This window comes from Arthrobacter sp. 2762 (assembly GCF_040548745.1).
Classification (GTDB): domain Bacteria; phylum Actinomycetota; class Actinomycetes; order Actinomycetales; family Micrococcaceae; genus Arthrobacter.
On record NZ_JBEPSI010000001.1, the window covers coordinates 538,852 to 561,923 of the forward strand.

Annotated in this window: 27 protein-coding genes and 2 tRNA genes; 11 read left to right on the forward strand and 18 right to left on the reverse strand. The window is 60.7% G+C overall.

Translation table 11 applies throughout. The features are described 5' to 3' along the window. Positions 1–55: 55 nt before the first annotated feature. Both ABIE18_RS02620 and ABIE18_RS02625 read right to left on the reverse strand, forming a co-directional pair. On the reverse strand, positions 56–784 hold the full coding sequence (locus ABIE18_RS02620; RefSeq protein ID WP_499721035.1) for an ankyrin repeat domain-containing protein: 729 nt from the start codon (positions 782–784) through the stop codon (positions 56–58). A gap of 9 nt (positions 785–793) precedes the next feature. After that, positions 794–1,372, reverse strand: a complete 579-nt coding sequence (locus ABIE18_RS02625; protein WP_499721036.1) for a GlcG/HbpS family heme-binding protein — start codon at positions 1,370–1,372, stop codon at positions 794–796. A gap of 208 nt (positions 1,373–1,580) precedes the next feature. On the opposite strand from ABIE18_RS02625, the gene ABIE18_RS02630 reads away from it, so the two are divergent. The 5 genes from ABIE18_RS02630 to ABIE18_RS02650 all read left to right on the forward strand — a co-directional run bounded on the left by ABIE18_RS02630 (position 1,581) and on the right by ABIE18_RS02650 (position 5,981). Next, positions 1,581–2,870: a sensor histidine kinase gene (locus tag ABIE18_RS02630; RefSeq protein WP_499721037.1), complete on the forward strand. Its 1,290-nt coding sequence runs from the start codon at positions 1,581–1,583 to the stop codon at positions 2,868–2,870. Further along, positions 2,867–3,493: a response regulator gene (locus tag ABIE18_RS02635; protein WP_499721038.1), complete on the forward strand. Its 627-nt coding sequence runs from the start codon at positions 2,867–2,869 to the stop codon at positions 3,491–3,493. Before ABIE18_RS02630 ends, ABIE18_RS02635 begins: the two co-directional genes overlap by 4 nt. Positions 3,494–3,565: 72 nt before the next feature. Next, on the forward strand, positions 3,566–4,132 hold the full coding sequence (locus tag ABIE18_RS02640) for an HdeD family acid-resistance protein (RefSeq protein ID WP_499721039.1): 567 nt from the start codon (positions 3,566–3,568) through the stop codon (positions 4,130–4,132). An 85-nt stretch (positions 4,133–4,217) separates the two neighbouring features. Then, complete coding sequence (locus tag ABIE18_RS02645; RefSeq protein ID WP_499721040.1) at positions 4,218–5,024, forward strand: exodeoxyribonuclease III; 807 nt, start codon at positions 4,218–4,220, stop codon at positions 5,022–5,024. Positions 5,025–5,057: 33 nt separating this feature from the next. Continuing rightward, entirely contained in the window at positions 5,058–5,981 is a 924-nt protein-coding gene (locus ABIE18_RS02650; RefSeq protein WP_499721041.1) for a DUF8083 family protein, read from the forward strand. Positions 5,982–6,020: 39 nt separating this feature from the next. Here ABIE18_RS02650 and ABIE18_RS02655 read toward each other — a convergent pair whose 3' ends face one another. The 4 genes from ABIE18_RS02655 to ABIE18_RS02670 all read right to left on the reverse strand — a co-directional run bounded on the left by ABIE18_RS02655 (position 6,021) and on the right by ABIE18_RS02670 (position 10,562). Continuing rightward, positions 6,021–7,073: a LacI family DNA-binding transcriptional regulator gene (locus ABIE18_RS02655; protein ID WP_499721042.1), complete on the reverse strand. Its 1,053-nt coding sequence runs from the start codon at positions 7,071–7,073 to the stop codon at positions 6,021–6,023. Positions 7,074–7,197: 124 nt separating this feature from the next. Continuing rightward, positions 7,198–8,163: a carbohydrate ABC transporter permease gene (locus ABIE18_RS02660; RefSeq protein WP_224095005.1), complete on the reverse strand. Its 966-nt coding sequence runs from the start codon at positions 8,161–8,163 to the stop codon at positions 7,198–7,200. Continuing rightward, positions 8,160–9,125 carry a carbohydrate ABC transporter permease gene (locus tag ABIE18_RS02665; RefSeq protein WP_499721043.1) on the reverse strand — a complete coding sequence of 322 codons (966 nt, stop codon included), beginning with the start codon at positions 9,123–9,125 and terminating at the stop codon, positions 8,160–8,162. Before ABIE18_RS02665 ends, ABIE18_RS02660 begins: the two co-directional genes overlap by 4 nt. 96 nt (positions 9,126–9,221) lie before the next feature. Next, positions 9,222–10,562, reverse strand: a complete 1,341-nt coding sequence (locus ABIE18_RS02670; RefSeq protein WP_499721044.1) for an ABC transporter substrate-binding protein — start codon at positions 10,560–10,562, stop codon at positions 9,222–9,224. 318 nt (positions 10,563–10,880) lie between these two features. On the opposite strand from ABIE18_RS02670, the gene ABIE18_RS02675 reads away from it, so the two are divergent. Next, positions 10,881–11,285, forward strand: coding sequence for a helix-turn-helix domain-containing protein (locus ABIE18_RS02675; RefSeq protein WP_477515894.1), 405 nt, complete (start codon positions 10,881–10,883; stop codon positions 11,283–11,285). Here ABIE18_RS02675 and ABIE18_RS02680 read toward each other — a convergent pair. From ABIE18_RS02680 to ABIE18_RS02715, 8 genes are all read right to left on the reverse strand, one after another. Continuing rightward, the gene (locus tag ABIE18_RS02680) at positions 11,282–11,935 is read right to left on the reverse strand and encodes a DNA alkylation repair protein (RefSeq protein ID WP_499721045.1); all 654 of its coding nucleotides are present in this window, start codon (positions 11,933–11,935) and stop codon (positions 11,282–11,284) included. The genes ABIE18_RS02675 and ABIE18_RS02680 overlap by 4 nt on opposite strands. 202 nt (positions 11,936–12,137) lie before the next feature. Beyond that, a complete protein-coding gene (locus ABIE18_RS02685; protein ID WP_499721046.1) occupies positions 12,138–12,473 on the reverse strand; it encodes a hypothetical protein in 336 nt (111 codons plus the stop codon). Between the two features lie 172 nt (positions 12,474–12,645). After that, the gene (locus ABIE18_RS02690) at positions 12,646–13,257 is read right to left on the reverse strand and encodes a hypothetical protein (RefSeq protein WP_223947703.1); all 612 of its coding nucleotides are present in this window, start codon (positions 13,255–13,257) and stop codon (positions 12,646–12,648) included. Then, entirely contained in the window at positions 13,254–13,898 is a 645-nt protein-coding gene (locus tag ABIE18_RS02695) for a DUF6286 domain-containing protein (RefSeq protein WP_499721047.1), read from the reverse strand. The genes ABIE18_RS02690 and ABIE18_RS02695 overlap by 4 nt, the downstream gene beginning before the upstream one ends. Next, positions 13,895–14,275 (reverse strand): hypothetical protein, encoded by a 381-nt coding sequence (locus ABIE18_RS02700; RefSeq protein ID WP_431117739.1) that lies wholly within the window; start codon positions 14,273–14,275, stop codon positions 13,895–13,897. Before ABIE18_RS02700 ends, ABIE18_RS02695 begins: the two co-directional genes overlap by 4 nt. Further along, on the reverse strand, positions 14,272–14,463 hold the full coding sequence (locus tag ABIE18_RS02705) for a hypothetical protein (RefSeq protein WP_216922303.1): 192 nt from the start codon (positions 14,461–14,463) through the stop codon (positions 14,272–14,274). The genes ABIE18_RS02700 and ABIE18_RS02705 overlap by 4 nt, the downstream gene beginning before the upstream one ends. After that, positions 14,460–14,897 carry an Asp23/Gls24 family envelope stress response protein gene (locus ABIE18_RS02710; protein WP_431117737.1) on the reverse strand — a complete coding sequence of 146 codons (438 nt, stop codon included), beginning with the start codon at positions 14,895–14,897 and terminating at the stop codon, positions 14,460–14,462. The genes ABIE18_RS02705 and ABIE18_RS02710 overlap by 4 nt, the downstream gene beginning before the upstream one ends. A gap of 90 nt (positions 14,898–14,987) precedes the next feature. Continuing rightward, positions 14,988–15,557: a hypothetical protein gene (locus tag ABIE18_RS02715; protein ID WP_499721048.1), complete on the reverse strand. Its 570-nt coding sequence runs from the start codon at positions 15,555–15,557 to the stop codon at positions 14,988–14,990. Between the two features lie 176 nt (positions 15,558–15,733). Between ABIE18_RS02715 and ABIE18_RS02720 the strand changes: the two genes are divergently transcribed. Together ABIE18_RS02720 and ABIE18_RS02725 are read left to right on the forward strand one after the other, a co-directional pair. Continuing rightward, positions 15,734–16,411 (forward strand): DUF6318 family protein, encoded by a 678-nt coding sequence (locus ABIE18_RS02720; protein ID WP_499721049.1) that lies wholly within the window; start codon positions 15,734–15,736, stop codon positions 16,409–16,411. Between the two features lie 31 nt (positions 16,412–16,442). Then, positions 16,443–17,351 carry a hypothetical protein gene (locus tag ABIE18_RS02725; protein ID WP_499721050.1) on the forward strand — a complete coding sequence of 303 codons (909 nt, stop codon included), beginning with the start codon at positions 16,443–16,445 and terminating at the stop codon, positions 17,349–17,351. A 53-nt stretch (positions 17,352–17,404) separates the two neighbouring features. On the opposite strand, the gene ABIE18_RS02730 is transcribed toward ABIE18_RS02725, so the two are convergent. Both ABIE18_RS02730 and ABIE18_RS02735 read right to left on the reverse strand, forming a co-directional pair. After that, positions 17,405–18,232: a glycerophosphodiester phosphodiesterase gene (locus tag ABIE18_RS02730; RefSeq protein WP_499721051.1), complete on the reverse strand. Its 828-nt coding sequence runs from the start codon at positions 18,230–18,232 to the stop codon at positions 17,405–17,407. 9 nt (positions 18,233–18,241) lie between these two features. Further along, positions 18,242–18,958, reverse strand: coding sequence for an MgtC/SapB family protein (locus ABIE18_RS02735; RefSeq protein WP_499721369.1), 717 nt, complete (start codon positions 18,956–18,958; stop codon positions 18,242–18,244). 463 nt (positions 18,959–19,421) lie between these two features. Here ABIE18_RS02735 and ABIE18_RS02740 point away from each other — a divergent pair, with 463 nt between their 5' ends. From ABIE18_RS02740 to ABIE18_RS02750, 3 genes are read left to right on the forward strand one after another with little or no spacing between them, the layout of a single operon-like run. Beyond that, positions 19,422–20,384 (forward strand): carbohydrate ABC transporter permease, encoded by a 963-nt coding sequence (locus ABIE18_RS02740; RefSeq protein ID WP_499721052.1) that lies wholly within the window; start codon positions 19,422–19,424, stop codon positions 20,382–20,384. Further along, complete coding sequence (locus ABIE18_RS02745) at positions 20,381–21,262, forward strand: carbohydrate ABC transporter permease (protein ID WP_499721053.1); 882 nt, start codon at positions 20,381–20,383, stop codon at positions 21,260–21,262. The genes ABIE18_RS02740 and ABIE18_RS02745 overlap by 4 nt, the downstream gene beginning before the upstream one ends. Before the next feature lie 57 nt (positions 21,263–21,319). Beyond that, positions 21,320–22,687, forward strand: a complete 1,368-nt coding sequence (locus ABIE18_RS02750; RefSeq protein WP_499721054.1) for an ABC transporter substrate-binding protein — start codon at positions 21,320–21,322, stop codon at positions 22,685–22,687. Positions 22,688–22,836: 149 nt separating this feature from the next. Here ABIE18_RS02750 and ABIE18_RS02755 read toward each other — a convergent pair. Together ABIE18_RS02755 and ABIE18_RS02760 are read right to left on the reverse strand one after the other, a co-directional pair. Next, positions 22,837–22,912 (reverse strand) — tRNA-Phe (locus ABIE18_RS02755). Positions 22,913–22,960: 48 nt separating this feature from the next. Continuing rightward, a tRNA-Asp gene (locus tag ABIE18_RS02760) sits at positions 22,961–23,034 on the reverse strand. Between the last annotated feature and the right edge of the window lie 38 nt (positions 23,035–23,072).

Genomic DNA, 23,072 nt, shown 5'->3' on the forward strand with positions numbered 1-23,072 from the left:
CGCAGCACTGCGCGTTTTGAGGGCTGAAAACGCGCACAGCTGCTACTTACTTGGGTCAGCGGTTCCGGATCAGCGCCGCGATCTCCGTGAACCCGAGCCGCTCTGCGTTCTGCAGGGCGGTTCGGCCTTGCGGATCACGGATATCCGGATCAGCGCCCACTGCCAGCAGCTGCCGGACCACGTCCTGCTGGTTCGGCCCGCCGTTGTTGAGCAGGATGGCTTCCTGCATGGCCGTCCAGCCCAGGTTGTTCACGTGGTTCACAGGCACGCCCGCGGCGATGAGGATTCGAACGGACTCGGTGTGCCCGTGTTCGCTGGCGGGGATCAGGGCCGTGCCACCGTATCTGTTGATGCTGGCGACGTCGGCCCCGGCCGCCAATGTCAGTTGGAGCACCTCATTGAAGCCCTCCGCTCCCGCGTAGAGGAACGCAGAGTCCTGGATGTGGTCCTTGGCGTTGACGTTGCCACCTGCGGCGATCAGTTCCCGCACCCGCACGGGATCGTTGGCTTTCGCGGCCAGGATCAGGAGCCGGTCGGTTTCCAGTTGGGCCTCCGGGGATAGGGTGGGCGGTTTGGACGCCGACGACGACGGGCCCGGACTGGCGCTCGACGACGCGCCTGGGCTGGTGGTTACTTGAGATGTCGTTGCTGGGCTGGGGTTTGCAGGGCTGGAGCTTGCTGTGGTTGGGCTGGAAGGGCCGGGGCTGGCAGGGGACGGCGTCCCGCACCCCGCCAGCAACCCCATCATCAGCAACCCCGCCCCCACCACTGATGAGGTGGTCATGAATCGAGGCTACTTTGCTGCTGAGGCCAGGGCTTCGGCACCAGCGGTCGCGCACGCCTCGTCCAAGGCGCCGTCGGGAGCACCGCCGACGCCAATGCCAGCCACGGATACGCCGTTGACCTTCAGCGGGACACCGCCAGCCAGGAAAAGCGTGCCGGGAAGGTCTGCGATGGACGGGCCTGTGCCGTTGATGCGCTTGGCCAGTTCGCTGGTGGGGGCACCGAAGGCAGCCGCGGTGTAAGCCTTCTGCTTGGCGGCCTCGATGGTGTGCTCGGCGGCATTGTCACCGCGGAGAAGGGCCTGGACGGTACCGAAGCGATCCACCAGGGCCACGGTCACGAACGGAAGCTTGTCTGCCTGGCACTTGGCAAGCGCGGCATTCACGGCCTTGCTGGAAGCACCCACGGTGATTCGGTTCTGGGCAACAACATTCTCGGGAGCCGGCTGGACCTCGGCACTGACTGGCGCGGCCGGTGCGGTAACCGGCGCGGCCTCGGGGGACACGGCATTGGCTACTGCGGTGACCCCGCCAGTGAGCAACAGCGCTCCAGCAGCGGCGGCAGCAATCATCTTGTTGGACTTCTTCACGGAGTTCTCCTCGTGGCAAGCATTGGCAATTTCGGGTACATCTCCATGGTTCCGGGCGCAGCCCCAGGACGCATCGGCCGTGTGCCGGTTCCAAGCTCAGCCTTTCCGCCAGCCGTATCAGCCAAAAGGTGGAGAGACCAGCAATCACGCGGGATCTAGCATGGAAAGAGCGCCTACCCCCGACAGAAACGGAAACAGGAACCACCCGATGCCAGCAGCCCCTCAACGGCCGGATCCAAGCAGCGGGCCGGATCCAAGCAGCCGGCTCGATCCAAGCAGCCGGCTCGATACCCGCATCGATGCGGTGGTGCACCTGGGCTTTGCCGTGCTGATGGTCGCCTCTGCTGTCCGTTACGTCATGCGCCACTCCCCCGCGGACAACCTGTGGACCGTGGCCTTGGCGGTCGCCGTGTGTGCTCTGTACGTCGTGACAGCGTTGCTGTCCCAACACCGCAAACCAACCCAACACCGCCAGCCCACCCAAGAACGCAATCCCATGCAGAGCCCGCAAACCCAAAGCCGCAAGCTGTGGATGTTTGCCTTGGTGGCGGCCTGGGCGGCTCTGGTGATCGCGGCGCCCAGCTTCGCGTGGTGCTCCTTCGCCATTTTCTTCCTCAGCCGTACCGCGTTCCGGGGGTGGGCCGCGTATCTGGCGGGCGGCGCGACGGCGGCGGCCACCGCCGTCGGGCTTTTCCGTATGAGCGGATGGACGGACGTCGCCATGATACTGGGACCGCTCGCTGCAGGCGCCCTGCTCACATTGATTTACGACAAGATCGAGCGCGACGGCGCCCTCCAGCGAAAGCTCTTCGAAGATGTAACCCAAGCGCAGGAACAGCTGGCCGCCAGTGAACGGACAGCAGGAATCGCGGCGGAACGCGAGCGTGTTTCACGTGAAATCCACGACACCATCACCCAAGGCCTCGCGAGCGGCTTGCTCCTCCTTGAGGCAGCCCAACGTTCCTGGCCTGATCCTGCGGCGCACCACGAAGTCAGCAAGGCAACCAGTCTCCTCCGCGGAAATCTCGCCGACACCCGGAGCCTGGTGCACGAGCTCTCGGCGCCTGGCCTGGAAACTGCGCCCCTTCACGAGGCCTTGGAACGCGCCGCCCGGCAGTACCTGGACCACGTCCTTGTGCAGGTCACCGGTGAAGCCCGTCCCATCCCGTCCGAGGTTCGGCACGCCCTGCTCCGCGTGACCCAAAGCGCCGTGGCCAACATCAGACTTCATGCCCACGCGGACAACGCCAGCGTGACTCTTGGGTACCTGCCGGACGCGGTCACCCTTGACGTGTTCGACGACGGCCGCGGCTTTGATCCCGGAGCGGTACCCCCGCCGTCGGAAACTGGAGGATACGGGCTGCGCGCCATGCGGCAACGCATGGAGCAGCTGGGCGGAGAATTGTCCGTGGAGAGCACTCCGGGCGAGGGCACTATCATCGCAGCCCAGATCCCGCTGCCGGCTCTGCCCTTGGATCCATCGGAGGAGTCCCTGTGACCACCATTTCCGTGCTCCTTGTGGACGACCATACGGTAGTCCGGAGCGGGTTGAAGGCGCTGTTGGGCACCCAGGCCGATATCGTCGTCGTCGGCGAAGCGGCGTCCGGTGAGGAAGCGCTGGACGCGGCACAACAGCACTCACCCGCAGTGGTTCTCATGGACCTGGCCATGGGTGCGGGAATGGACGGCATCGAGGCCATCAAGCAGTTACGGCAGCGCAATCCCCGGCAGGCCGTGATCGTGTTCACCACCTACGATTCCGACGCCGACATCGTCCGTGCCGTGGATGCCGGCGCCATGGGGTACCTGCTCAAGGACGCCGCACCGGAAGAGATTTTTGCGGCGGTAAGAGGCGCCGTGCAGGGCAAAAGCGTGATGAGCGCGCCGGTTGCGTCCCGGCTTTTCCAACAGCTGCGGAACCCGGACGAAGTCCTTACACCCCGGGAGGCAGAGCTCCTGAGCCTCCTGACCCAGGGCCTCAGCAACCGCGATCTGGGCAAACGGCTCTTCATTTCGGAAGCAACCGTCAAAACCCATCTGGCCCACATCTATGCCAAGCTCGGTGTGGAGACTCGTGCGGCGGCCATCGCAACCGCCATCCGTCGCGAGGGCATGCGGTAAGCCGGCCCCCCGCCCCGCGATTCAGGCCTCGTTCCTATATATCCACAGCCCGCATTCCATTAAGCTGGCACTATGTCCGACGCTTCGGAACGCAAGATGTTCAAACATTCCGGAACTGCTCTGCTGTTCCGCGGAATCCTTGCCGTACTCTTTGGTCTTTTAGTCGCATCTTTGCCGGTCGCCACTGTCTTCGGGCTGGTTATCGTGTTCGGTGTCTTCGCAATCGTGGACGGCCTCACCAACGTGGCCCACTACTTTTATGACCCGTCACGCCATTCCCGCTGGACGATGGTGGGAGGCTTCATCTCCATTGCCGCCGGTTTGGTGGCAGTCTCGTGGCCAGGAATCACAGCTGCAGCACTTGGCGTCCTGATTGGACTCTGGGCCTTGGTCCTGGGTCTTTCCGAGATCGTCTTCGCATTTGCAGCAAGGAACTCCGTCAATGGTTGGGGAGTCTGGTTGCTGACTGGTCTTGTGACTGCGGTTTTTGGCCTCTTTGTCCTGATCAATCCCAGCCTCGGGTTCCTGGGCGTTGTGGGTTTGCTGGCAGGGTTCTCCGTTCTTGCAGGGCTGTTGTTGATCGTCTGCGGCATCAAGATGCGCCGGGGCGCCGCGTCTTCCTTCATGTACGCCCACTGATCGTCCTTCTCGCGGCGGGCTCATCGCGGCGAGCAATCCTTCATGAGGGGATGCGCTGGGCGCCAAGTTCGGTAAGTTAGTGGCTGTGAAGATAGCTACTTGGAATGTGAACTCCCTCCGTGCCCGTGCCGATCGCGTCGAAGCGTGGCTTGAGCGCAGTGACTGCGATGTCCTGGCCATCCAGGAGACCAAGTGCAAGGACGATAACTTCCCGTGGGAGCTCTTTGAGCGCATGGGCTACGAGGTGGCGCACTTTGGAGTGAACCAGTGGAACGGCGTCGCCATCGCCTCCCGCGTTGGGCTGGAGGATGTGGAGCGCACCTTCCTGGACCAGCCGATGTTCGGCAAGGCCGGCAAGGATCCCGCGCAGGAAGCGCGTGCCATCGCCGCTACCTGCGGCGGCATCCGCATCTGGAGCCTGTACGTTCCGAATGGCCGCTCGCTGGACGACGAACACATGCCGTACAAGCTCAAGTGGCTGGACGTCCTTCAGGGCAACGCTGCGGAGTGGCTGAAGTCCGCTCCGGCAGCCCAGGTCGCGCTCATGGGCGACTGGAACATTGCCCCCTTCGATGACGACGTCTGGGACATCGAACTGTTCCGCAACAACAACTTCACCCACGTCAGTGAGCCGGAGCGCGCCGCTTTCCACGCCTTCGAAGCTGCCGGTTACACCGACGTCGTCCGTCCCTACACACCCGGCCCCGGCGTCTACACCTACTGGGACTACACGCAGTTGCGCTTCCCCAAGAAGGAAGGAATGCGCATCGACTTCTGCCTGGCGTCCCCGGCCTTGGCTGCCCGGGTCACCGGTGCCTCGATCGACCGTGAGGAACGCAAGGGCAAGGGCGCCTCGGACCACGCTCCCGTGATCGTTGAGCTTGCAGACTAATCACCGCTGATGGACGAAAGGGGCCGGCTGGAGATGACTGGAAACCTGTATCGGGGCCAGGCAGGACTGCCGTTCTCTTCGTCCCTGCGCATTTACGAGCCCCTTGAGGCGTTTCCTCCCGAGCAGCAGCGCCAGCTCGTGGTGGACAGCAGCAAGATAGGTTCCCGCGCCGCCGTCGAAAATGCGGAGCTCCAAGCCTCGTTGGGCCGCATCACGCGGACCGGCGGGGACCCTTTCCCCACGGGGCGGACTGATTTAGTGCGCATGACGCGGGTCCCTGGCGGGCGGCACACGGCGGTGGACAGTGCCGCGGACGAGACAACGGGAAAGTCACCTCAGGATAAAGACGCCCACGACGCCGGGCGGCTGCTTTACTGCCCCAGCCAATTGGTGATTCGGGCCGGGTTGGCAGCGAATGCCCTCATGGATGGTGTGCACAGCCCGCTGGCCGATCTGCTGATTCCGGTTTCGCAGCGGGACAAGCATCAAGCCAGGATCGATCGCATCAACGCTGGGGAAGAAGCCAAGCGGGTGCATACCCGAGCCTCTACCTGGGGTATCCCCTTCAGCTGGTTCTCGCTTTTCGCGGAGTCGGACCGCAAGGATGTGGTGGAGTCGGATGGGCATATCCTCACCGTCCGGGTATGGACACCGTTGACGGAGGCCTTGGACCGGGCACGCTTTGCTGTAGCCCACCTGGCCCTGGCAGCTCCGGACCTGGACATGCTTGACGATCTCACGCAGCTCACCGAATGGCTGGAGTTGTTCCACGTTCAGTCCATGGTGGAGCTGGACTACGGGGCCGTGGCGGACAAAGTATATCCGGACGAATCCCCGATGGACGTGCGCCTAGGGATCGAATGCCTGGCTGAGGGCGATATGACCGGCGCGGCTGCTGCGTACCGCCGGCTGGCCTCGCGGTGGATCCCCATCCGCCAGTTGGCGCGGGCCTCGTAGGCTTTCAGGACGGGCTGCGTTCAGGATCAGCGGCTCTCATCACCGGCACGGCGGTGCTGTTGTCTCCCGGACAATCAATTGGTGCGGCGCTACCTCTGAATGCACTGCACCGGCAATGCCGTCCAGCTCGTCCAAAAGCATCTTGGTGCCCAGTTCGGCTTGGTTGTCCGGCCGCTGACCCACCGTTGTAAGGCCCAACGCCTCGGAAAAGTCGTGATCGTCGATGCCGATAACTGAGAGGTCCGCCGGCACGCGAACGCCGTGACGCGTGGCTTCGAAGATAACCCCCATGGCCATCTCATCGGAGGAACAGAAAATAGCCGTTGGCTTGCGGCCGGGTTGGTTCCAGAGCCGGTTGAAGGCCTGCTGCCCGCTGGCAACCGTAAAGTCCCCCCATTCGTCCCACTCAGGACGGACTTCCAAACCGGCGTCGGACATGACGTCCTGGAAGGCCCGGATCCGGACACGGGGAACGTCAAAGTTCAGGTCTGTCTCGTCATCGCCATGGAGCAGGGCAATGTCCTTGTGTCCCAAGTCCAGCAGATGCCGCACGGCCGTGGACGCGGCGTCGTAATCGTTGATGCCGATGTAGGCGCAATCCTCAACGTGTCCGCCAACCACGACCAGTGGGATGTCGATCTTGTGGAGGTGTTCCAGCTCGTCCTCGCTGAGCGCCATACATAGCACCAGCAGCGCGTCGATCTGCTTATAGACCATGGTGGAGCTAAAAAGCCGCTCGCGGTTGCTGCCATGGCCGCCGAGGTTGAACAGGGAGAGGTTGTACTTGCGTGAGTGCAGTTCCCTGTCCGCGCCTTCGATTGCTTTGGAGAAGAACCAACGGCTGACGAATGGCGCCAGGACTCCGATGGTCCGCGTGCGCCCAGTGGCCAGACCCGACGCAGACGACGACGCCACATAACCCAGCGACGCCGCGACTTCCAGGATCTTTTCACGAGTTGCAGGCGAAACCCGGGGCAGTCCCCTGACAGCCCTGGATACGGTGGCCGTAGACACTCCTGCTGCTGCTGCGACGTCCTCGATGCTGACGCCTGTATGACCACCGCGCTGGGACCTACCCGTTGTTCGTGTCACAGGCCCCCCTCTCCGGCTGCCTTCACTTCGCCGTTTTCTGTCTCACGGCGAAGAATCAGTCTATTTTGTGCAGGCCTTGGTTACGCAGCGGAGTCGTCCGCTGCGTAACCAACGCTGCAATTGTCTAGCCCTTGAGACCGCCGGACAGCAGGCCTCGGACGAAGTACCGCTGCAGGCCGAAGAACACCAGAAGCGGGATGATGATCGAGACGAAGGCCGCGGCCGGGTTCAAGTAGTCCCTGGCACCGCGTGTACCGGAAATCTCCGCCAGACGCTGGGTGATAGGTGCTACGTCGGCCGTTCCCCCGGAGAACACCAGCGCAACCAAGAGGTCGTTCCAGACCCACAGGAACTGGAAGATCGCCAGCGAAGCCAGGGCCGGAACGGAAAGCGGCAGGATGATCCGCCAGAAAATGGTGCTGTGTCCCGCACCGTCCACCCTTGCCGCCTCGATAACTTCACCAGGGATCTCGGAGATGAAGTTGTGGAGGAGGAAAATACCCAGGGGAAGGCCGAACATGGTGTGGGCGATCCACAGCTGCGCATAGGAACCCGCCGGCAAATGCAGGGTCTGCGTAAAGAGTTGCAGGAGCGGAATCAGCGCCATCTGGAGCGGGATGATCTGCAGCGCAAAAACGAAAATGAAGAGTGCGTCGCGGCCCTTGAACTTGCCCCAGGCGAACACATAGGCGGCCATCGACGCCAACACCAGCACAAAGATGGTGACTGGAATGACGATGGCTACGGAGTTGATGAAGTACTGGGACAGGTTGGCAGATTGCGAGCCCGCCGGGGTAAGGACATCCACATAGTTCTTGAACGTGAAGTCCCAGTCAAGGAAGGCATTCCACCAGCCGTTTGAGCGGGGGCCCACCTGCTTGGCTGCGGGCCTGAACGAGGTAACAAAGAGGCCAAAAGTCGGGACAGACCATACGACGGCGATGATGATCGCTGCCGCTGTGGCCCACTTGGAAGTGAGCTTGGTCTTGACCCTGCGCATCATCGGCTGGGCGTCCTCCGTGGGGTCCGATCCAGGACGCTGCCGGGTGGCGGCCTTGGACGCCTCTTTCGGGGCTGGCGTGGCTGTCAATGGATCTCCCTTTGCTTGCGAAGGACTCGAGCGTTGTACACGACGATGGGCAGCACCATGAGGAACAGGATCAGGGCCAAAGCGGCACCTCGTCCTGGCTCACCGGCGCGGAAAGCCTGCGTGTACATTTCGTTGGCCACAACCGAGGTGTCGTAGTTTCCGGCCGTCATGGTTCGGACAATGTCGAATACCTTCAGGGTGGCGATCGTGATTGTTGTCAGGACCACCACCAGCGCCCCACGGATACCGGGGACCGTGACGTTGCGGAACTGCTGCCAGGCGTTGGCCCCATCCAAACGGGCTGCCTCGATGAGTTCCACCGGGACACCCTTGATGGCCGCGGAGAGAATCACCATGGCAAAGCCGGTTTGGATCCAGACCATCACGATGATCAGGAACACGGTGTTTTCCGGGGCGTCCAGGAGGAACTGCTTGGGGTTCATTCCCAGTGCGTCACGGATAAAGTTGATGACGCCCGTCTGTTCAATCCCGGGGCCACGGTAGTCGTATACGAGCTTCCAGATGATACCGGCGCCTACAAAGGAGATGGCCATCGGCATGAAGACCAGGGACTTCAGAACCCGCTCTCCGCGGGCCTTATCGATGAACACTGCATAAGCGAGCCCGAATCCCGTTGACAACAGGGGGACCAGGATGGTCCAGATGATGGTGTTCCGCAGCGTGGTCAATGCCTCAGGCTGGGTAAACATCCAAACAAAGTTATCGAATCCGTTGCCTTGGCCACTGGCGTCCGTGAAGGCCAACATTGACGTGCGAACCGCTGGGTAAACGAGGCCCACCAGCATCAGGATTCCGGCGGGAGCCAGGAATCCTGCCACCGTAACTTTGTCCTTAACCGACTTCGGTGCTCTATCCACCACCAGCATGAGGATGCCGATAATAGCGGCAAAGATCGCCAGGGCGATCACTACTTGAAGGAGCTTTCCTCCGATAAATTCCATACCCAACCTCCGGGGCGTGAGTGAATCACTAAATTCCGGGAAAAACACTGCCTCCCCGGCTGGGCAAACCAGCCAGGGGAGGCAGCGCTTTCGGAGTTAGCCCTTGGGCCAGCTGGACTCGATGCTGTCAGTTACCTGCTGGGCGGAGCTGCCGTTGATCCAAGCAACGATGCCCTTCCAGAACGAGTTGGATCCCACGGCACTCGGCATGAGGTCCGAACCGTCAAAACGGAAGACGGTCTTGGGATCCTGAAGGAGCTTGATGGACTGCTTATCCAGGGCAGACTGCGCGTTGTTCGGGTCAAGGCCCTTGTTTGCACTGATGGCCCCACCGAGCTTCACACGGTTGTTGGCGAAGTCCGCGCTAGCCATGAATGCCAGGTATGCCTGGACCTCAGGGGTGTCCTTGTAAGCAGCAACCGACTCGCCACCACCGGTGATGGCCGTGCCCTTGGATTCATCCACCGGAGGCGTCATGAATGCCCAGACGTCGCCGTCCTCGGCCACGTTGGTACCGGCAGGCCAGTTGGCTGCCTGGAACGATGCCTGGTGGTGCATGGCGCACTGTCCATCCAGAACCGGCTGGCCAGCTTGGGCAAACGCGGTGCTCAAGATCGAGCGTGGGTCACCGAAGCCGCCGTTGACGTAATCCGGGTTGAGGAGGATGTCGCCAACCTTGTTGAAGGAGTTGACGATCTTGGGGTCATTGAACGGAATCTGGTGCGTGATCCACTTGTCATAGACTTCCGGGCCTTCGGCACGCAGGACAACGTCCTCGATCCAGTCAGTACCGGGCCAACCCGTGGCTTCGCCCGATTCAAATCCGGCACACCATGGCTTCATGGTCTTGTCGTCTGCGATCTTCTTGGTCAGGTCCATCATTTCGTCCCACGTCTTGGGGACTTGCCAGCCCTTGTCCTTGAAGGTCTTGGGCGAGTACCACACATAGCCCTTGACGTTCGCAAGCATGGGGGCGGCGTAGAACTTGCCATCCACCGTGCCGTACTTCTTCCAGTCCGCGGACCAGTTCTTGTCCACAAGATCGGACACAGTCTTCGGAGCGGGCTTCAAGTAGCCGGCGCGGGCCTGTGTGGCCAGAAGACCGGGCTGCGGGAAGATTGCGACGTCAGGGGCGGTACCTGACTGGGCGCGGACACCGATCTGGGTCTCGAACTCCTTACTGCCCTCGTACTTGATGGTGATACCGGTGCACTTTTCGAACTGTGCCCAGGATTCCTCGAGGTTTGTCGCTTCGACGTCGACGATGGTGGAGTAGACGGAGACGGTCTTGCCATCGTGCTTGCCGTACGTGTCGTATGCGGAACAGTCATTCGACGCGGTGCTTCCGCCGCCGCCGCTGTTTCCGCTACATGCGGACATGGTAAGTGCCAGAACGCCGGCCGCTGCGACCGGGAGCAGGTACTTGGTTTTTTTCATGCTGAAGACTCCTCGCTGAGTACAAGAAAATCGTGGCGCGATTGATGTGGTGGCCCTCACACTAGTCATGTTCAGGGCTCGAATGCAAGCGCTTACACCTAACGTAACCACAACGATACAAAGTAACCTTTGCATCGCGCTGGACGGACTAGGCTGGGGTCGGAACCGCTCTCGGTCGAAAGGAAGCCCATGCCCACCGGGGGAGAATTGGCCGTCGAGCATTCAGCACCGAAACCGCACCGCGACTGGAACTGCACCGCCCGGTAGGCACGTCATGAGATTTGGTTGCCCAGTATTGCCTATGCAACAGTGGGAAGTGTGGATGAACTTGAAGCACTCCAGACTATCGGCCGCCTGATCAAAGAAGAACGGCTGGCCCAAGGGCTGAGCCAGGTGCAGTTGGCCAAGCAGGCTGGAACGGCAATCAAGACCGTGCGGACGCTGGAATCCGGTACGCGGCGCACCCAGGAAATCAATCAGCGCAAGCTCGAGCACGCCCTGGGGTGGCGCGCCGGATCAATGTCTGAAGTCCTCAAGGGAAAATCCAGCTTCGCTCCGGACCAAATCACTCCGGACGACATGCGAAGCAGCGACGAGCCGCGGCAGTCCTCGGGGCCTCGCGTCACGGTACCGGCAGCCCCTATAGCCCGTGCCTCGCATCTTTCAGACGAGGAACTGCTCGCTGAACTGACGTACCGGATGATGCACCGTAACAGGGGCTAGCTGGTTGCTGTCAGTTGCTGCCGGCGCACCATCTCGTTGATCCAGACGGGCGCAAACGGAGAGGTGCAGTTGGGCGGAGTTGGGTAATCCTTCAGCACCTCCAGGCGCTCACCAATACTCAAGGCGCGGGCACGATACTCAGGGTGTTCGATGCCGATCTGGGCAAGGCAGGTGTTCATCGCCCACTGCAGGCGATCCGGGGCTTCCTTCATCCCGGCCTCGATAGTGTCCAGCAGCCCGGTGAGGTCCACGCCGGCCGGATCCTTGACGACGCGCTCCGACGTCAGTGCCCAACCGGCGCTCGCCACCAACGGATCCTTGTCCGCAAACCAGGCGACCCGCAGCTCTTCGACCTGCGGATTCTTCTTGACCACGTAGTTCACCAGCCAGTCATGGACTTTGGGCGTGCGGGCCTCGCGCAGCATGGTGTCAAGCTCGTCGGGTCCGTACGACTTAGGCCGGCAGATCAGCAGCGCCAGCAGCTTCGCCGCGGTGTCACCCGTCTCCCAAAGCTCGCGTGAAAGCTCCTGCTGTGTCTTCAACCGTTTCGCAATCGCGCGCAACTTACTGAGGTTCACGCCGTGATCGTCACCGTGTTTCTCGTTCACCTCGCGCGACCTCGGGTCTTCCAGTGCGGCCAACTCGGCCATCACACCAGCCAACGTCGTCCCAGTGGCAGTCGTACCTGTCGCAGTTTTCCCGACCACTGCACCCTCCCGTCCATCGCGTGTGACGCTCAGCCTACTAGGCCTGGGCGCGATGGATCGGCGTCTAACCGAAGGCGGGATGGCAGCTCATGGGGTGCGCTCCCGCACGTTTCTGAACTGCCATCCTCGCGCCATGCGGCTAGGGCTACTTCCCGCCCTTGAACAGGCCTGCGATCTTGGAGCCGAGGCCCTTCACGTTTTCAGTGACGTCTCCGGCAATTTCCTTGGACTTCTCCGCAACGTCGCCAGCTAGTTCCTTGGCATTTTCCCCGACGTCACCAGAGAAGAATTCCTTGACGTTTTCTGCTGCATCTCCGGCGAATTCCTTGACATTTTCTGCAGCCACGCCAGCGAACTCCTTGACGTTTTCCGCCGCCTCGCCGGCAAATTCCTTCGCATTTTCAAGCGCCTCGCCAGCTACTTCCTTGGCATTGCCCGCAGCGCCTTCTACTGCTTCCGCTCCCGTGGTTTCTTCACTCATGGTGCTCTCCTTCGTAACGGTTGGAACGCTGATCGCTCCCGGGATTTATCCTGCAAAGCAATCAATCGCATCAGGGAGTTTTCCCCCTCTACTTTCAAACTATTGGCATACGCGAGGGTTAAGCAACGCAAAACACCCGGAGTGAAACATTCGGCAAAATTAGCCAGGACAGTCAGCGAACCCGTTCAGCTTTTGTAAATTTCGCACGTGCCCCTGATGCCATATGGACCAATACGGGGGTCTTCTTGCCGATCACCAGGTCCAAGGCTTCAACCAGGCGTGAAATTTCGGCAGCTAGGAGGTGCGGTGCCACTCCCTGCCGGGGCTGGATTCGCACCCTCAATCCGGGCTGGCCTTTGACCTCATACGTGGCCACAGAGGCGCCCGCGAGGTCCGGCCGATCTGCCAAAGCTGCGCGGAGCGCCTGTTCTGCGACGCCGCCACCGATCTGGACCTCACCCTCCACATGGCTCTCGTCATCGCTGGCCACCAGAAGGTTTGCCCTGCCTTTACCCTGTTGCGACAGCCACGCGACCATCGCAATAATGATGGCCACCAAAACCACCCCGGCTACGATCCACAGCCAGCTTTCTTCACGGCCGGGGAACCGGGTTTGCTGGAATGCGTCCTCCGCACGAGCCCACATGTCCGCGGCCCAGCCGTGCCACCACGTTGCTACGGCCGGAACAGTCGCCAGCAGGAGAAGAAGTAGCCCAATGGCCAGGAGTTTCACGCCAATGATGAAGAGAAGTACCCGGTTAAGGGCACGCGGTGTTTCGTTCACGCGCCGACCACCCCCGAGGTAGAGAGGTTCACCCGAACAGTAGGCATGGGAACGGGGGACATTTCATCCAGCTCGGCCTGCACTGCTTCGAGGACGGCCTCTTCACTGACCCTGCTTCCTGATGTGGGCCGGACGTTGACCACCACCGATTGCCTGGACACAATCACCATGACCTGTTCCGGCGTCACGTTGGCGGCAGTCCGCGCGCGACGCGCAAGTGCCGAGGCCAGCACTTCGTCATCCACGACGACTGCGGTCCGTGGGTCCCGCAGCAAATGCCGGGCCCTCCTGCCTGGTAATACGGCGTGAAGGAGAAAGAACAGTCCGACCATGGCAATGACAGCACCGCTGGCGCCAAGCAGAAGAGGCGGGATGCCCGCCGGAAGTGCGATGACACGCTCAGCTGCTGTGCTTGGGTCAACAAGCCATGGCGGTTGCCCGATGGCCCGGAGCACAGATTCCAGAAGAGCAATAACACAGAGAATGATCACCAGCACGGCAGCGATGCTGGCTGCCCCTGCCCGGGACGAGTGCGTTTCCCTGCGCAGGATACGGCTCATGGCCGGGTCCTCGCCGGCGATGGGGCTGGCTCCCGAGCCGGCGTCAGAAGGTTCAGTGGCTGTTTCCTGGTCCTGTGTCACCGGACGCGGCCTCCCTCTGAAACGTGGGCTCCACTGATCCTGATATCCACCCTGCTAATGCGGAAACCACTGAGTCGTGTGACACGCTCCAACACTGTTGCCTTTGCGGCCACAGCACGGTCCCAGATGGAGCCGCCGAAGCCCTGGACGCGCTGTGGATTGCGCAGCACCTCGCTTAGGGCGGGGATGCTGATAGGTGCCACGATGGACAAAGCCAGCAGGCCGTCGTCGTCCGACCAATCGGCGCGGATGTCGCCGGGTTCCACGCCGAGAGCCTCGGCGGCCGCGGCCTGTGCCAGCGATGTCAAAGCCTGGGTACTGATCCGGTTATGGCCGGCCAGGCTGGTGGTAGGTTCCACAGCCTCAGCCACGCTCATGACGAAGAGCGCCGGCCCGTAATGGCGTCCAGGACGCTGCGGAGATCAAGCTTGCCTTCAGCTGCACGGCCCAGAAGGGCGCCAATGCCCATAAAGAGCAGCGAGATAAGGAAGCCCCACAGCCCGAACTGGAAGGACATGAACGCCACGAAGGCGCCAATCGCGATTCCCACGACGGTCATGCTCATTGCAGTGCCTCCTTTTCGACCACGACGGTTTTGGGCTTGGGTGGCGGAGCCACATAGACATCGTTGATTTCGATGTTGACCTCGATGACCTGGAGCCCGACGAGTTCCTCCACAGCCCGGTAAACAGCAGCCCGGACCTGGTTGGCGACGCCGTGCAAGGGATGCCCGTAGACAGCCACAAGGTTGATGTCCACCGCCACCTGGGTCTCGCCCACTTCGGCGCGAACGCCCGCGGCGTGGTCCGAACTGCCCACAGCGTCGCGGATAGCGCCAAGCGCGCGGGATGGACCTGAGCCCAGGGAGTAGACACCTGGAACCGTGCGCGCAGCGATGCCCGCTACTTTTGCCACAGCCGCCTCGGAGATGATGGTGCGTCCGGTACCGAGGACCTCGCCCTCAGGCGCAGGGTCGATCTGCAAGTTCTGATCTGACATCGAGCACTCCCCTTCTCTTGAGTACCACCCTAGCGTCTAGCTCCGACGCTTTGTGAGAGGCATCCGGAGTGAAGGGAACCCGCGCGGCGCCTACTTGCAGTTCTTATCCATCCAGTCCTGGATCGGCTTCATAAGTTCCTCGAACTCGGGCTCCCCGTACTTGCGGAAATCCGTGCCGGCCGACTCCGTATACGCCCTCAGCTTTTCAAAGCTCGGCTTCAGTTCCTCGGGCACTTTGTCCTGCATCCGGGACAGTTCCTCCTTGGCCTTCTCGATATCTTCCTGGTCGCCGCCCACCAAGGCCGCCAACGGCAGGATGGTCACGCTCAACATCGCGGCGCTCACGGAGATGCACGCTTCGGACAGGGACGTGAACTCGCCGTAGACACCGCCTGTGCCTGTGGTAGCGCCCGGGCTTGCACTGATCTCAGCAGACGGTTCAGTGCTGGACGTTGGGGCGTTGCTGGATGTTGGGGCGTTCGATGACGATGCTATGGGCGTAGGCTGCGCAACCGGCAGCGGGAAGGAGCAGGCGCTGAGCGCCAGTATTGCGGTGAGAAGACTGCCGAGCAGCAGCGGGGTGTTCCCTCGCCGGCCGGTACCTTTCCTGCGATTTCCGCCAAGAAGCCTGGACGTGTTGAATCGTGTGGTTTCGGTCATGGTGTCCCCCGTTGGATTGCCTGCGATGACGAACCGGCGAGGGCAAGACTACGCCCGCCTTGGTGCGGTGAACAGAGGTTGAGTTATCCACAGGCAGTTCTCTTCGAGAGGGTCCTTGGAGCCCGCGGCACCTAGACTGGCCGACACATCGCCAAACAGCCGCTGGGGAGCCTGTCATGCCACGCCTTTCGTTTGCCTCGTTTAGTGTTCTCACCGTCCGCTTTGCGGCTGCTGCGCTCGGGGTTTCGCTGCTTCTCAGCGGTTGCCAAGGCGGCAGTTCACCGGGCAGTCCACCTTTAGAAACAGGCTCGACGACGGCGTCCCCCACCCCGGGTGCGAGCGGCTCAGGTGCTCCCGTGGTTCCTTCCGGGAGCGCCGCTCCGTCCGGTCTGTATAAGCCTGCGGATGCGAAGGGCAAAGCACAGAATGTTCCCCTGCCCGTCATGCCCGAGTTGGCGAAGGAGAACACGAAGGAGGGGCTGGAGGCGTTTATCAGGTATTGGTATGCGCAACTCTCCTATGTGGATGAAACAGGCGATATGTCCTCGTGGCTCCCATTGATCTCCCGCGACTGCAGGCTTTGCGTTCGACTTCAGGAATCGGGAGAAGACGGATATACCAAGGGGCGTTGGTTGGCCGGCGGCAAGATTTCTGTGCCAGTAATCGAAGTGCACTGGAGTGCAGAGACCGTAAAAGTGGCCAAGGTCCAAGTGATTCAGGAACAGATCGACTACTACAACCCGGATGGGTCAGCCGGCCGGACTAGGTCGGAGGCTTCTAACGATGCTTTCGCGCTTTTCGCCTCTTTCGACAAGAGCACCTGGATCGTGGTGGACCTTGGCGTTATTGCGTGAAGTGTCGCCTAGAAACACAGTCTTGGTATTGGTGGCGACTCTAGTCTTTGGAGTATTCAGCTGCGCCTCACCTGCTGCGGCCGAAGATGTTTGGGCCGCAAACAACGCTGGCGACGAGGGCATCGAGATAGGCGCAAGGTATACCAATGATCCGGCCACTGGGCATATGGCTCCGAACCTGGAGGGCGGCACGTCACCAGACGACCCCAACCAATACATGGCGGATACCCACTGCCGGGCAGACGGTCCCGACACCGTCGATCCCGGCTGCCTGGCCTTAAGCTGCCCTGCCACAACACCGGGCGGTGATGAAGGAACACCGGTGATCTGGAAACAAGCACCCAAGTCCATCACCAACCCCGGCTGGACCAACTGGATCCCAGTCAGCGGTCCCACGTGCCTGTACGACGCCAAACCCGAGAACGTCCTGGCCAACATCGCAGCCCGGATCCTGAACGACTTCCGCCAACTGCCCGTCAACCCGGGAACCCTCGAAGCCCAACCCTTCCCCCACACCCTCAAAGGCGGACCCACGAACTTCTACACCACCGCCAAAGAACAAGCCTTCGACGTCACCATCCTCGGCCAAGCAGTCCACCTGACAGCTACCCCGGCAAACTTCACCTACAACTTCGGCGACGCCACCACCCTCGGGCCCACCCCGGTAGCCGGCTACTCCATCCCCGAAGCCGACTGGCTCCTCAACGACACCCGAACCAGCCACAGCTACACAGCAACAGGGAACTACCCCGCCACCATCACCACCAACTTCACCGGCACCTACTCCGTCAACAACGGCCCACCACTGCCCATCAACGGAACCCTGGACCTCACCACAGCACCCAAAACCATCCAGGTCTGGAAAACAGAAAAAGCACTCGTCGCCGACACCTGCCAGGAAAACCCCAAATCCTGGGGCTGCCCCGAAGCTGAAAAATAGAGGAGCTGGGCAGACTCAATCTGGTCGGCACGAGCCGGACCAGGTTCCCCTGCCTACGCCCGGGAACCCATATCCAGCAATGGCAACGTCATTGGGCGGGGCGCGGCAAGAGGCTCGCCCAATCTGCCCAGAACTTGCCGGGCCAGAGCTACATCGTTGACGCAGATACCATCAACTCCGAGTTGGACGGCTGCGCTGATTTCATCACTTGTCGCCAGAGTCCAAGGAAACACCTTGAGTCCGGCGCTATGGGCTTCGGCGACCAATCCGGCGTCGAGAATTCCAAAAGCGGGCGCAACGGCGGAAGCCCCGGTTGCCAAGGCAGCGGTCACGAGGTCTTTAACGGTGGAAGGATAGAGGCCTACCGACCGGACGAGGCTCTCCCTGCTGAGCGCTACCAACGGGACTCCCGGCAACATCCCGGACATTGCCCGGATGATTTGGGGATCAAAGCTGCGCACGCGCAAGGCCTGTTCGCCCTGGTGAGCCTTCAGCATCTTGGACAATTCAGTCACTATTCCGTGGCCATACTGGTCCCAGGCCGCACCGTCAGTTTTGACCTCAATGTCCAGAACGACATCGGCGGCATTGGCGAAGCGCAACAAGGCAAGGGTCTCAGACAGCGACGGCGCACGTGTTTCAGGATCGACGTCGGTAATCGTGGCCGGTTGCTTCTCAACCACGGCCTGAAGCATGGTCTCCAACCTGATGTCGGCGGTGCCGATGACGGCGTCGTGTCTCAATACCAGTTGCATGTCAGACGTGAGCCAGACGTCCACTTCTATCGCATCAACGCCAAGTCGAAGTGCCTCAACAAAGCTTGCCAGCGTATTCCCATGCCGTGTGGCCAGAACGCCCCGGTGGCCCTGAATCTCGATCATTCGTTCTTCCTATTCCGATTCGTCCACGAGGGAAACTTCAGTAACCGTGGTGAGTTGAGACAGTTGGGCGACGATATCCGACGCTGCCATGGTGCCTTCAATCTCCAGCTCTATCTCAATGAGGTCGGCTGTGGCGGGGGTTTCTGTAGCTGTCATCAGCCGATCCATCACGCCCTTGGACTCGGCCGAACCCCGTGTCGTAGCGAAGCCCTGAACACGGAATCCTTGCTCGGTGCAGGTTCGGAGCACGTCCCTCAGGGCTCCCACACCGTCCATATACGTAACTTTCAACAGCCACTGGCTTGGCAAACCAAAGCGCAGCTTCGCAGTCACCACGGGATAGACGTAGACGATGACGAAGTGGGCTGCGGTGACGAATACGGCCGGAAGCAAGAGGCCTGCCCCGGCGGACGTCCCGACTGCTGCTGTAACCCAGATGGAGGCTGCTGTCGTCAATCCACGGACTTGGTTACGCCGCACGAACACCAGCCCCGCCCCTATGAAGCCAATGCCGGAGACAACTTGAGCCGCCAGCCGGGATGGATCCAGCCTCACCAGGTCCACCATCAATACGTCACTAAAGCCGTATTTGCTCACGACCATAAACAGTGCGGCGCCCAATCCCACCATGGCATGTGTTCTCATGCCCGCAGACTTGTTCTTACTCTGGCGTTCGAACCCTATGGCTGTCGATAGGACCAGCGCCGCGGCCAAGGCCAGACACATCTGCCACCATTGCGTATCCACGCTGAAGATCACTTAGTGCTCCGATTCGGTTATCAACCCCCTTCTCCTGACCTCCACGTGGAAGATCCAGTCCGATACGGATGTTCCATGCAAAAGCAGCTCAAGGTAGACGCGACGCGAGCCGGTCCTCTGTGTAATTCTTCAAGCCGCAGAACGTTCTGGTCAACCTTTTTGCACATTCGTGCAAAGTTATGGCTGCACTTTGTTAGGACGTATTAGCATGATAGTTTCGGCGCTTGATCGTGGCCGAAAACCGCGTCTGCACGCCGCAGAAGTCCAATTTCACGGTCCTCAAATCGGGTCTTGTGATAATCGATCTTTATGTGTAGGTTGACCAATGACCTGAAGTTAGGTTGTCAGGTCAAACGTGAAACAAATGCTTTTTTGTAAGTGCTAAGTCGCCCGGACAGCGATGACGAGGGGGTCAACGTGAGGGTTTTCCATGGGCAGATTAAACACAAGTGATTCGCAAACAAGCAGGGCTCCGGTCCAGAGACAGCCAATAGGCACGCCGAAGAACCGACGGTGGAATCGGAGAACACGCAGGGACGCATGGGTTTTTACCGCTTTCGCGGCACCCAATGTCCTGCTCATCCTCCTCTTTACCTACCGTCCTCTCGTCACCAACTTCTACTATTCCACCCTGGACTGGACGCTGGGGGCCGCCACTGCAACGACTGTGGGGCTGGGCAACTATGCGGAGTTCTTTACCTCCGCTGACGCTTCAAGCGTGCTGGGCGTAACAGCCATATTTACCATCACCACCGTTGGCGGTGCGATGATCCTGGGCCTGCTGGTTGCGTTGGCCCTGAACCAGAGGCTGAAGGGCACGACATTCGCGCGGGCCGTGGTCTTCGCCCCCTACGTCCTTTCCGGCGTCGGTGTCGGCCTGGTGTGGTTGTTTATTTTCGACCCAACGTACGGCGTCCTTTCATGGATTCTCCGCACTGTTGGCCAGGCAAGTCCCCAGTGGGTCAACGATCCGAAACTGGCACTGCTCATGGTCATCATCGTGTACGTATGGAAGAACCTCGGCTATTGCGCCGTGGTGTACCTGGCGGGCCTGCAGTCCATTCCGCCCCAGCTTTTGGAGGCTGCCGCCTTGGATGGCGCGAGTAGCCTGCGACGCTTCACGTCGGTGGTGGTTCCTCTTCTTTCCCCCACCAGTTTCTTCCTCCTGATCACCTCACTGCTGAGCTCCCTGCAGGCGTTCGACATCATCCGCATCATGACTCCATCCGGCAACGGAACCAGCACCCTGATCTTTGACTCCTATCTCCAGGCATTCGGCTCATACAACCGAGCCGGATACTCCGCGGCCATTTCCGTTGTGCTGTTCGCCGGATTGCTCGTCATGACAGCTGTGCAGTTGCGCTTCGTGGAGCGAAAGGTTCACTACTCATGAGCACCAACACCGTTGAAGCCACACCACGCCGTGACCGTCCCTTCTCCTGGCAAAACCTCGGCAGGACGATTGCCGGGGGCTACGTCCCCCTTCTGCTGGCAACCTTGGTTGTCTTCGTGCCCCTCCTATGGATGATCTTGTCTTCCCTCAAGGCGCCGGGCGAAATCGTCACAACAAACCTGACCCTGCTGCCGAAGAGCCCAAACCTGCAGAACTATGCAGACGCAGCATCTACCGTGCCCTTCGCGCGATTCTTCCTCAACAGCGTGATCGTCACGGTCATCGGATCCACCATTAAGTGCGTACTGGCAGTCTTCACGGCCTATGCACTCGTGTTTGTCCGTTTCCCCTTCAAGAGGGTGATCTTCCTCCTGATCCTGGTTGCGCTGATGGTCCCGCCGCAGGTTTCCGTGCTTCCCAACTACGTTTTGATCGCAGGCATGGGAGGGCTCAATACGTATTGGGGAATTATCCTTCCGGGCTTGGGAACGGCGTTTGGCACCTTCCTCCTGAGGCAGCATTTCCTCACACTGCCGCCGGCAATCCTGGAATCCGCGGAAATCGACGGCGCGGGCCACTGGCGCAAGCTCTGGAAAATCGTTGTCCCGGTGTCCGTGCCGAGCATCGCGACCGTGGCCTTGGTGACGATCGTTTCTGAATGGAACGAGTACATCTGGCCACTGATCGTCACGGACCATCCAGACATGATGACCCTTCCTGTGGGCCTGACGCAGCTGGTCAACAGCGATGGCAGCACCCAGAACTGGGGCATGCTCATGGCCGGCGCGGTGATCGTCCTTCTACCGATCTTGCTCATCTTTGCCGCTCTGCAGCGGTACATCGTCTCCGGGCTCACTCAAGGCTCGGTTACCGGCTAAAACTCCACCCTTTCGAGGATGCTCAAGCACCTCGATCACTAGAAAGGCACTTCCTCTATGTCAAAATCACTTTCCCGGAAGCATTTCCTCGGCTTGGCTGGAGCCTCAGTCACCGCCGTCGCGCTTGCAGCTTGTGGCGGTCCGTCGACGGATGCCGGAAGCACAGCAGCAAAGACGCTCTCCCCGGAGGATTGGTCCAAGATCAAACCTGCCCCAAGCATCAGTTTCATGTCCAGCCATCCCGGTAAGTCCCGGGATACGGAGCAGAAGCTGATAGAGGCCTTCCAAGCGGCCAATCCGGATGTCAAAGTCAACCTCATCACCGGAGGTTCAAACTACGAGGAAGTGGCGCAAAAGTTCCAAACTTCCCAAGCCGGGAGCGAAGTACCGGACGTGGTTGTGGCATCGGATGTGTGGTGGTTCCGTTACGCGGTCTCAGGGGCCATCCTTCCGATTAATGCCCTTCTCAAAGCTGTCAACGTCAGCTCCTCCGACTACAAGCCCGGTTTGATCGCCGATTACAAGCATTCTGATCAGCTGTGGGCAGTCCCCTACGCCCGGTCAACGCCGTTGTTCTACTTCAATAAGGACCACTTCAAGGCGGCCGGAGTTCCCGAGCGGGCGCCAAAAACCTGGGAAGAGTTCGCCGAGTGGGCACCCAGGACTAAGTCGGCAAATGCCTCAGCTTCGGGATACCAGAACGCCTACCAGTACCCCGCGATCGCTGGCTATGCCGGCTGGACGCTTCAAAACGTTCTCTGGGGCCAAGGCGGCGGCTGGTCCAAGGAGTGGGAGATTACGGCAAATTCAAACGAATCTGTTGCCGCGATGCAGTGGGTGCAGGACTCCATTGTGAAGAATGGCTGGGCCGGAGTCTCCTCCAAGAATGCCATTACCGATCTTCAAGCCGGTGCCATCAGCGCCACGATCAGCTCGTCCGCCGACCTCGCTTCCACCCTTAAGGCGGCGAAGGAAGCAAACATGAGGATCGACGTCGGGTTCTTGCCGGGCGGGTCAGCCGCGGCCTCGCAGGTTTGCCCCACGGGCGGTTCCGGTTTGGTGATCGCCAGCAAAACGTCGCCGGAACGGCAGCTTGCAGCGGCCAAGTTCATCACGTTCATGACGAATGCGCAGAGCACGTCTACTTTGTCTGCTGCAACCGGCTACCTACCGGTAGCGGAGGCGGCAGATATCTCGGCGATTGTTGCCCAGACGCCGGAATTCCAAACTGTCGTAGACCAACTCAAGGAGACCCGCACCCAGGACTTTGCACGGACGTTCCTCCCCGGCGGAGACCAAGAGATGGCCAAGGCGGCTACCAGGATCATGAATGAAAAGGCCGATGTGCAAGCGACGCTGACCGAGTTGAAGGGAACACTGGAAGGCATTTACAACAAGGATGTGAAGCCGAAGCTGAAAGCCTAGTCCACAGCGGCGAAGCGTAGGCATACATGGGGGCCTACGCTTCGCACCCGCCCGTCTGGCGACACCCAAACTTCCTGGGGACCTCGTAAGGGGTTTGGCGACGTGTTAAAGAAGAAAAGCACCAGTTCCGAAGAACTGATGCTTCCCAGTGGTGGCTCCGACCGGCGTCGATCCGGTGACCTTTCGATTTTCAGTCGAACGCTCTACCAACTGAGCTACAGAGCCTAGGTGACAAGTCACCTTGAGAACCGAAATTACTTCCGGTGCTCAGAGCGACCCTGACGGGACTTGAACCCGCGACCTCCGCCGTGACAGGGCGGCGCGCTAACCAACTGCGCTACAGGGCCTTGCGTTTGCAGTATCTCTACCGCGTTTTTTTCAAGGC

Bases quoted from the DNA above. Each gene is read 5' to 3' on its own strand.
- ABIE18_RS02620 (WP_499721035.1), bottom strand. From the start codon at position 784: ATGACCACCTCATCAGTGGTGGGGGCGGGGTTGCTGATGATGGGGTTG.
- ABIE18_RS02630 (WP_499721037.1), top strand. From the start codon at position 1,581: ATGCCAGCAGCCCCTCAACGGCCGGATCCAAGCAGCGGGCCGGATCCA.
- ABIE18_RS02640 (WP_499721039.1), top strand. From the start codon at position 3,566: ATGTCCGACGCTTCGGAACGCAAGATGTTCAAACATTCCGGAACTGCT.
- ABIE18_RS02650 (WP_499721041.1), top strand. From the start codon at position 5,058: ATGACTGGAAACCTGTATCGGGGCCAGGCAGGACTGCCGTTCTCTTCG.
- ABIE18_RS02665 (WP_499721043.1), bottom strand. From the start codon at position 9,125: ATGGAATTTATCGGAGGAAAGCTCCTTCAAGTAGTGATCGCCCTGGCG.
- ABIE18_RS02670 (WP_499721044.1), bottom strand. From the start codon at position 10,562: ATGAAAAAAACCAAGTACCTGCTCCCGGTCGCAGCGGCCGGCGTTCTG.
- ABIE18_RS02680 (WP_499721045.1), bottom strand. From the start codon at position 11,935: ATGGCCGAGTTGGCCGCACTGGAAGACCCGAGGTCGCGCGAGGTGAAC.
- ABIE18_RS02685 (WP_499721046.1), bottom strand. From the start codon at position 12,473: ATGAGTGAAGAAACCACGGGAGCGGAAGCAGTAGAAGGCGCTGCGGGC.
- ABIE18_RS02700 (WP_431117739.1), bottom strand. From the start codon at position 14,275: ATGAGCGTGGCTGAGGCTGTGGAACCTACCACCAGCCTGGCCGGCCAT.
- ABIE18_RS02705 (WP_216922303.1), bottom strand. From the start codon at position 14,463: ATGAGCATGACCGTCGTGGGAATCGCGATTGGCGCCTTCGTGGCGTTC.
- ABIE18_RS02710 (WP_431117737.1), bottom strand. From the start codon at position 14,897: ATGTCAGATCAGAACTTGCAGATCGACCCTGCGCCTGAGGGCGAGGTC.
- ABIE18_RS02715 (WP_499721048.1), bottom strand. From the start codon at position 15,557: ATGACCGAAACCACACGATTCAACACGTCCAGGCTTCTTGGCGGAAAT.
- ABIE18_RS02720 (WP_499721049.1), top strand. From the start codon at position 15,734: ATGCCACGCCTTTCGTTTGCCTCGTTTAGTGTTCTCACCGTCCGCTTT.
- ABIE18_RS02730 (WP_499721051.1), bottom strand. From the start codon at position 18,232: ATGATCGAGATTCAGGGCCACCGGGGCGTTCTGGCCACACGGCATGGG.
- ABIE18_RS02735 (WP_499721369.1), bottom strand. From the start codon at position 18,958: ATGTGTCTGGCCTTGGCCGCGGCGCTGGTCCTATCGACAGCCATAGGG.
- ABIE18_RS02740 (WP_499721052.1), top strand. From the start codon at position 19,422: ATGGGCAGATTAAACACAAGTGATTCGCAAACAAGCAGGGCTCCGGTC.
- ABIE18_RS02745 (WP_499721053.1), top strand. From the start codon at position 20,381: ATGAGCACCAACACCGTTGAAGCCACACCACGCCGTGACCGTCCCTTC.
- ABIE18_RS02750 (WP_499721054.1), top strand. From the start codon at position 21,320: ATGTCAAAATCACTTTCCCGGAAGCATTTCCTCGGCTTGGCTGGAGCC.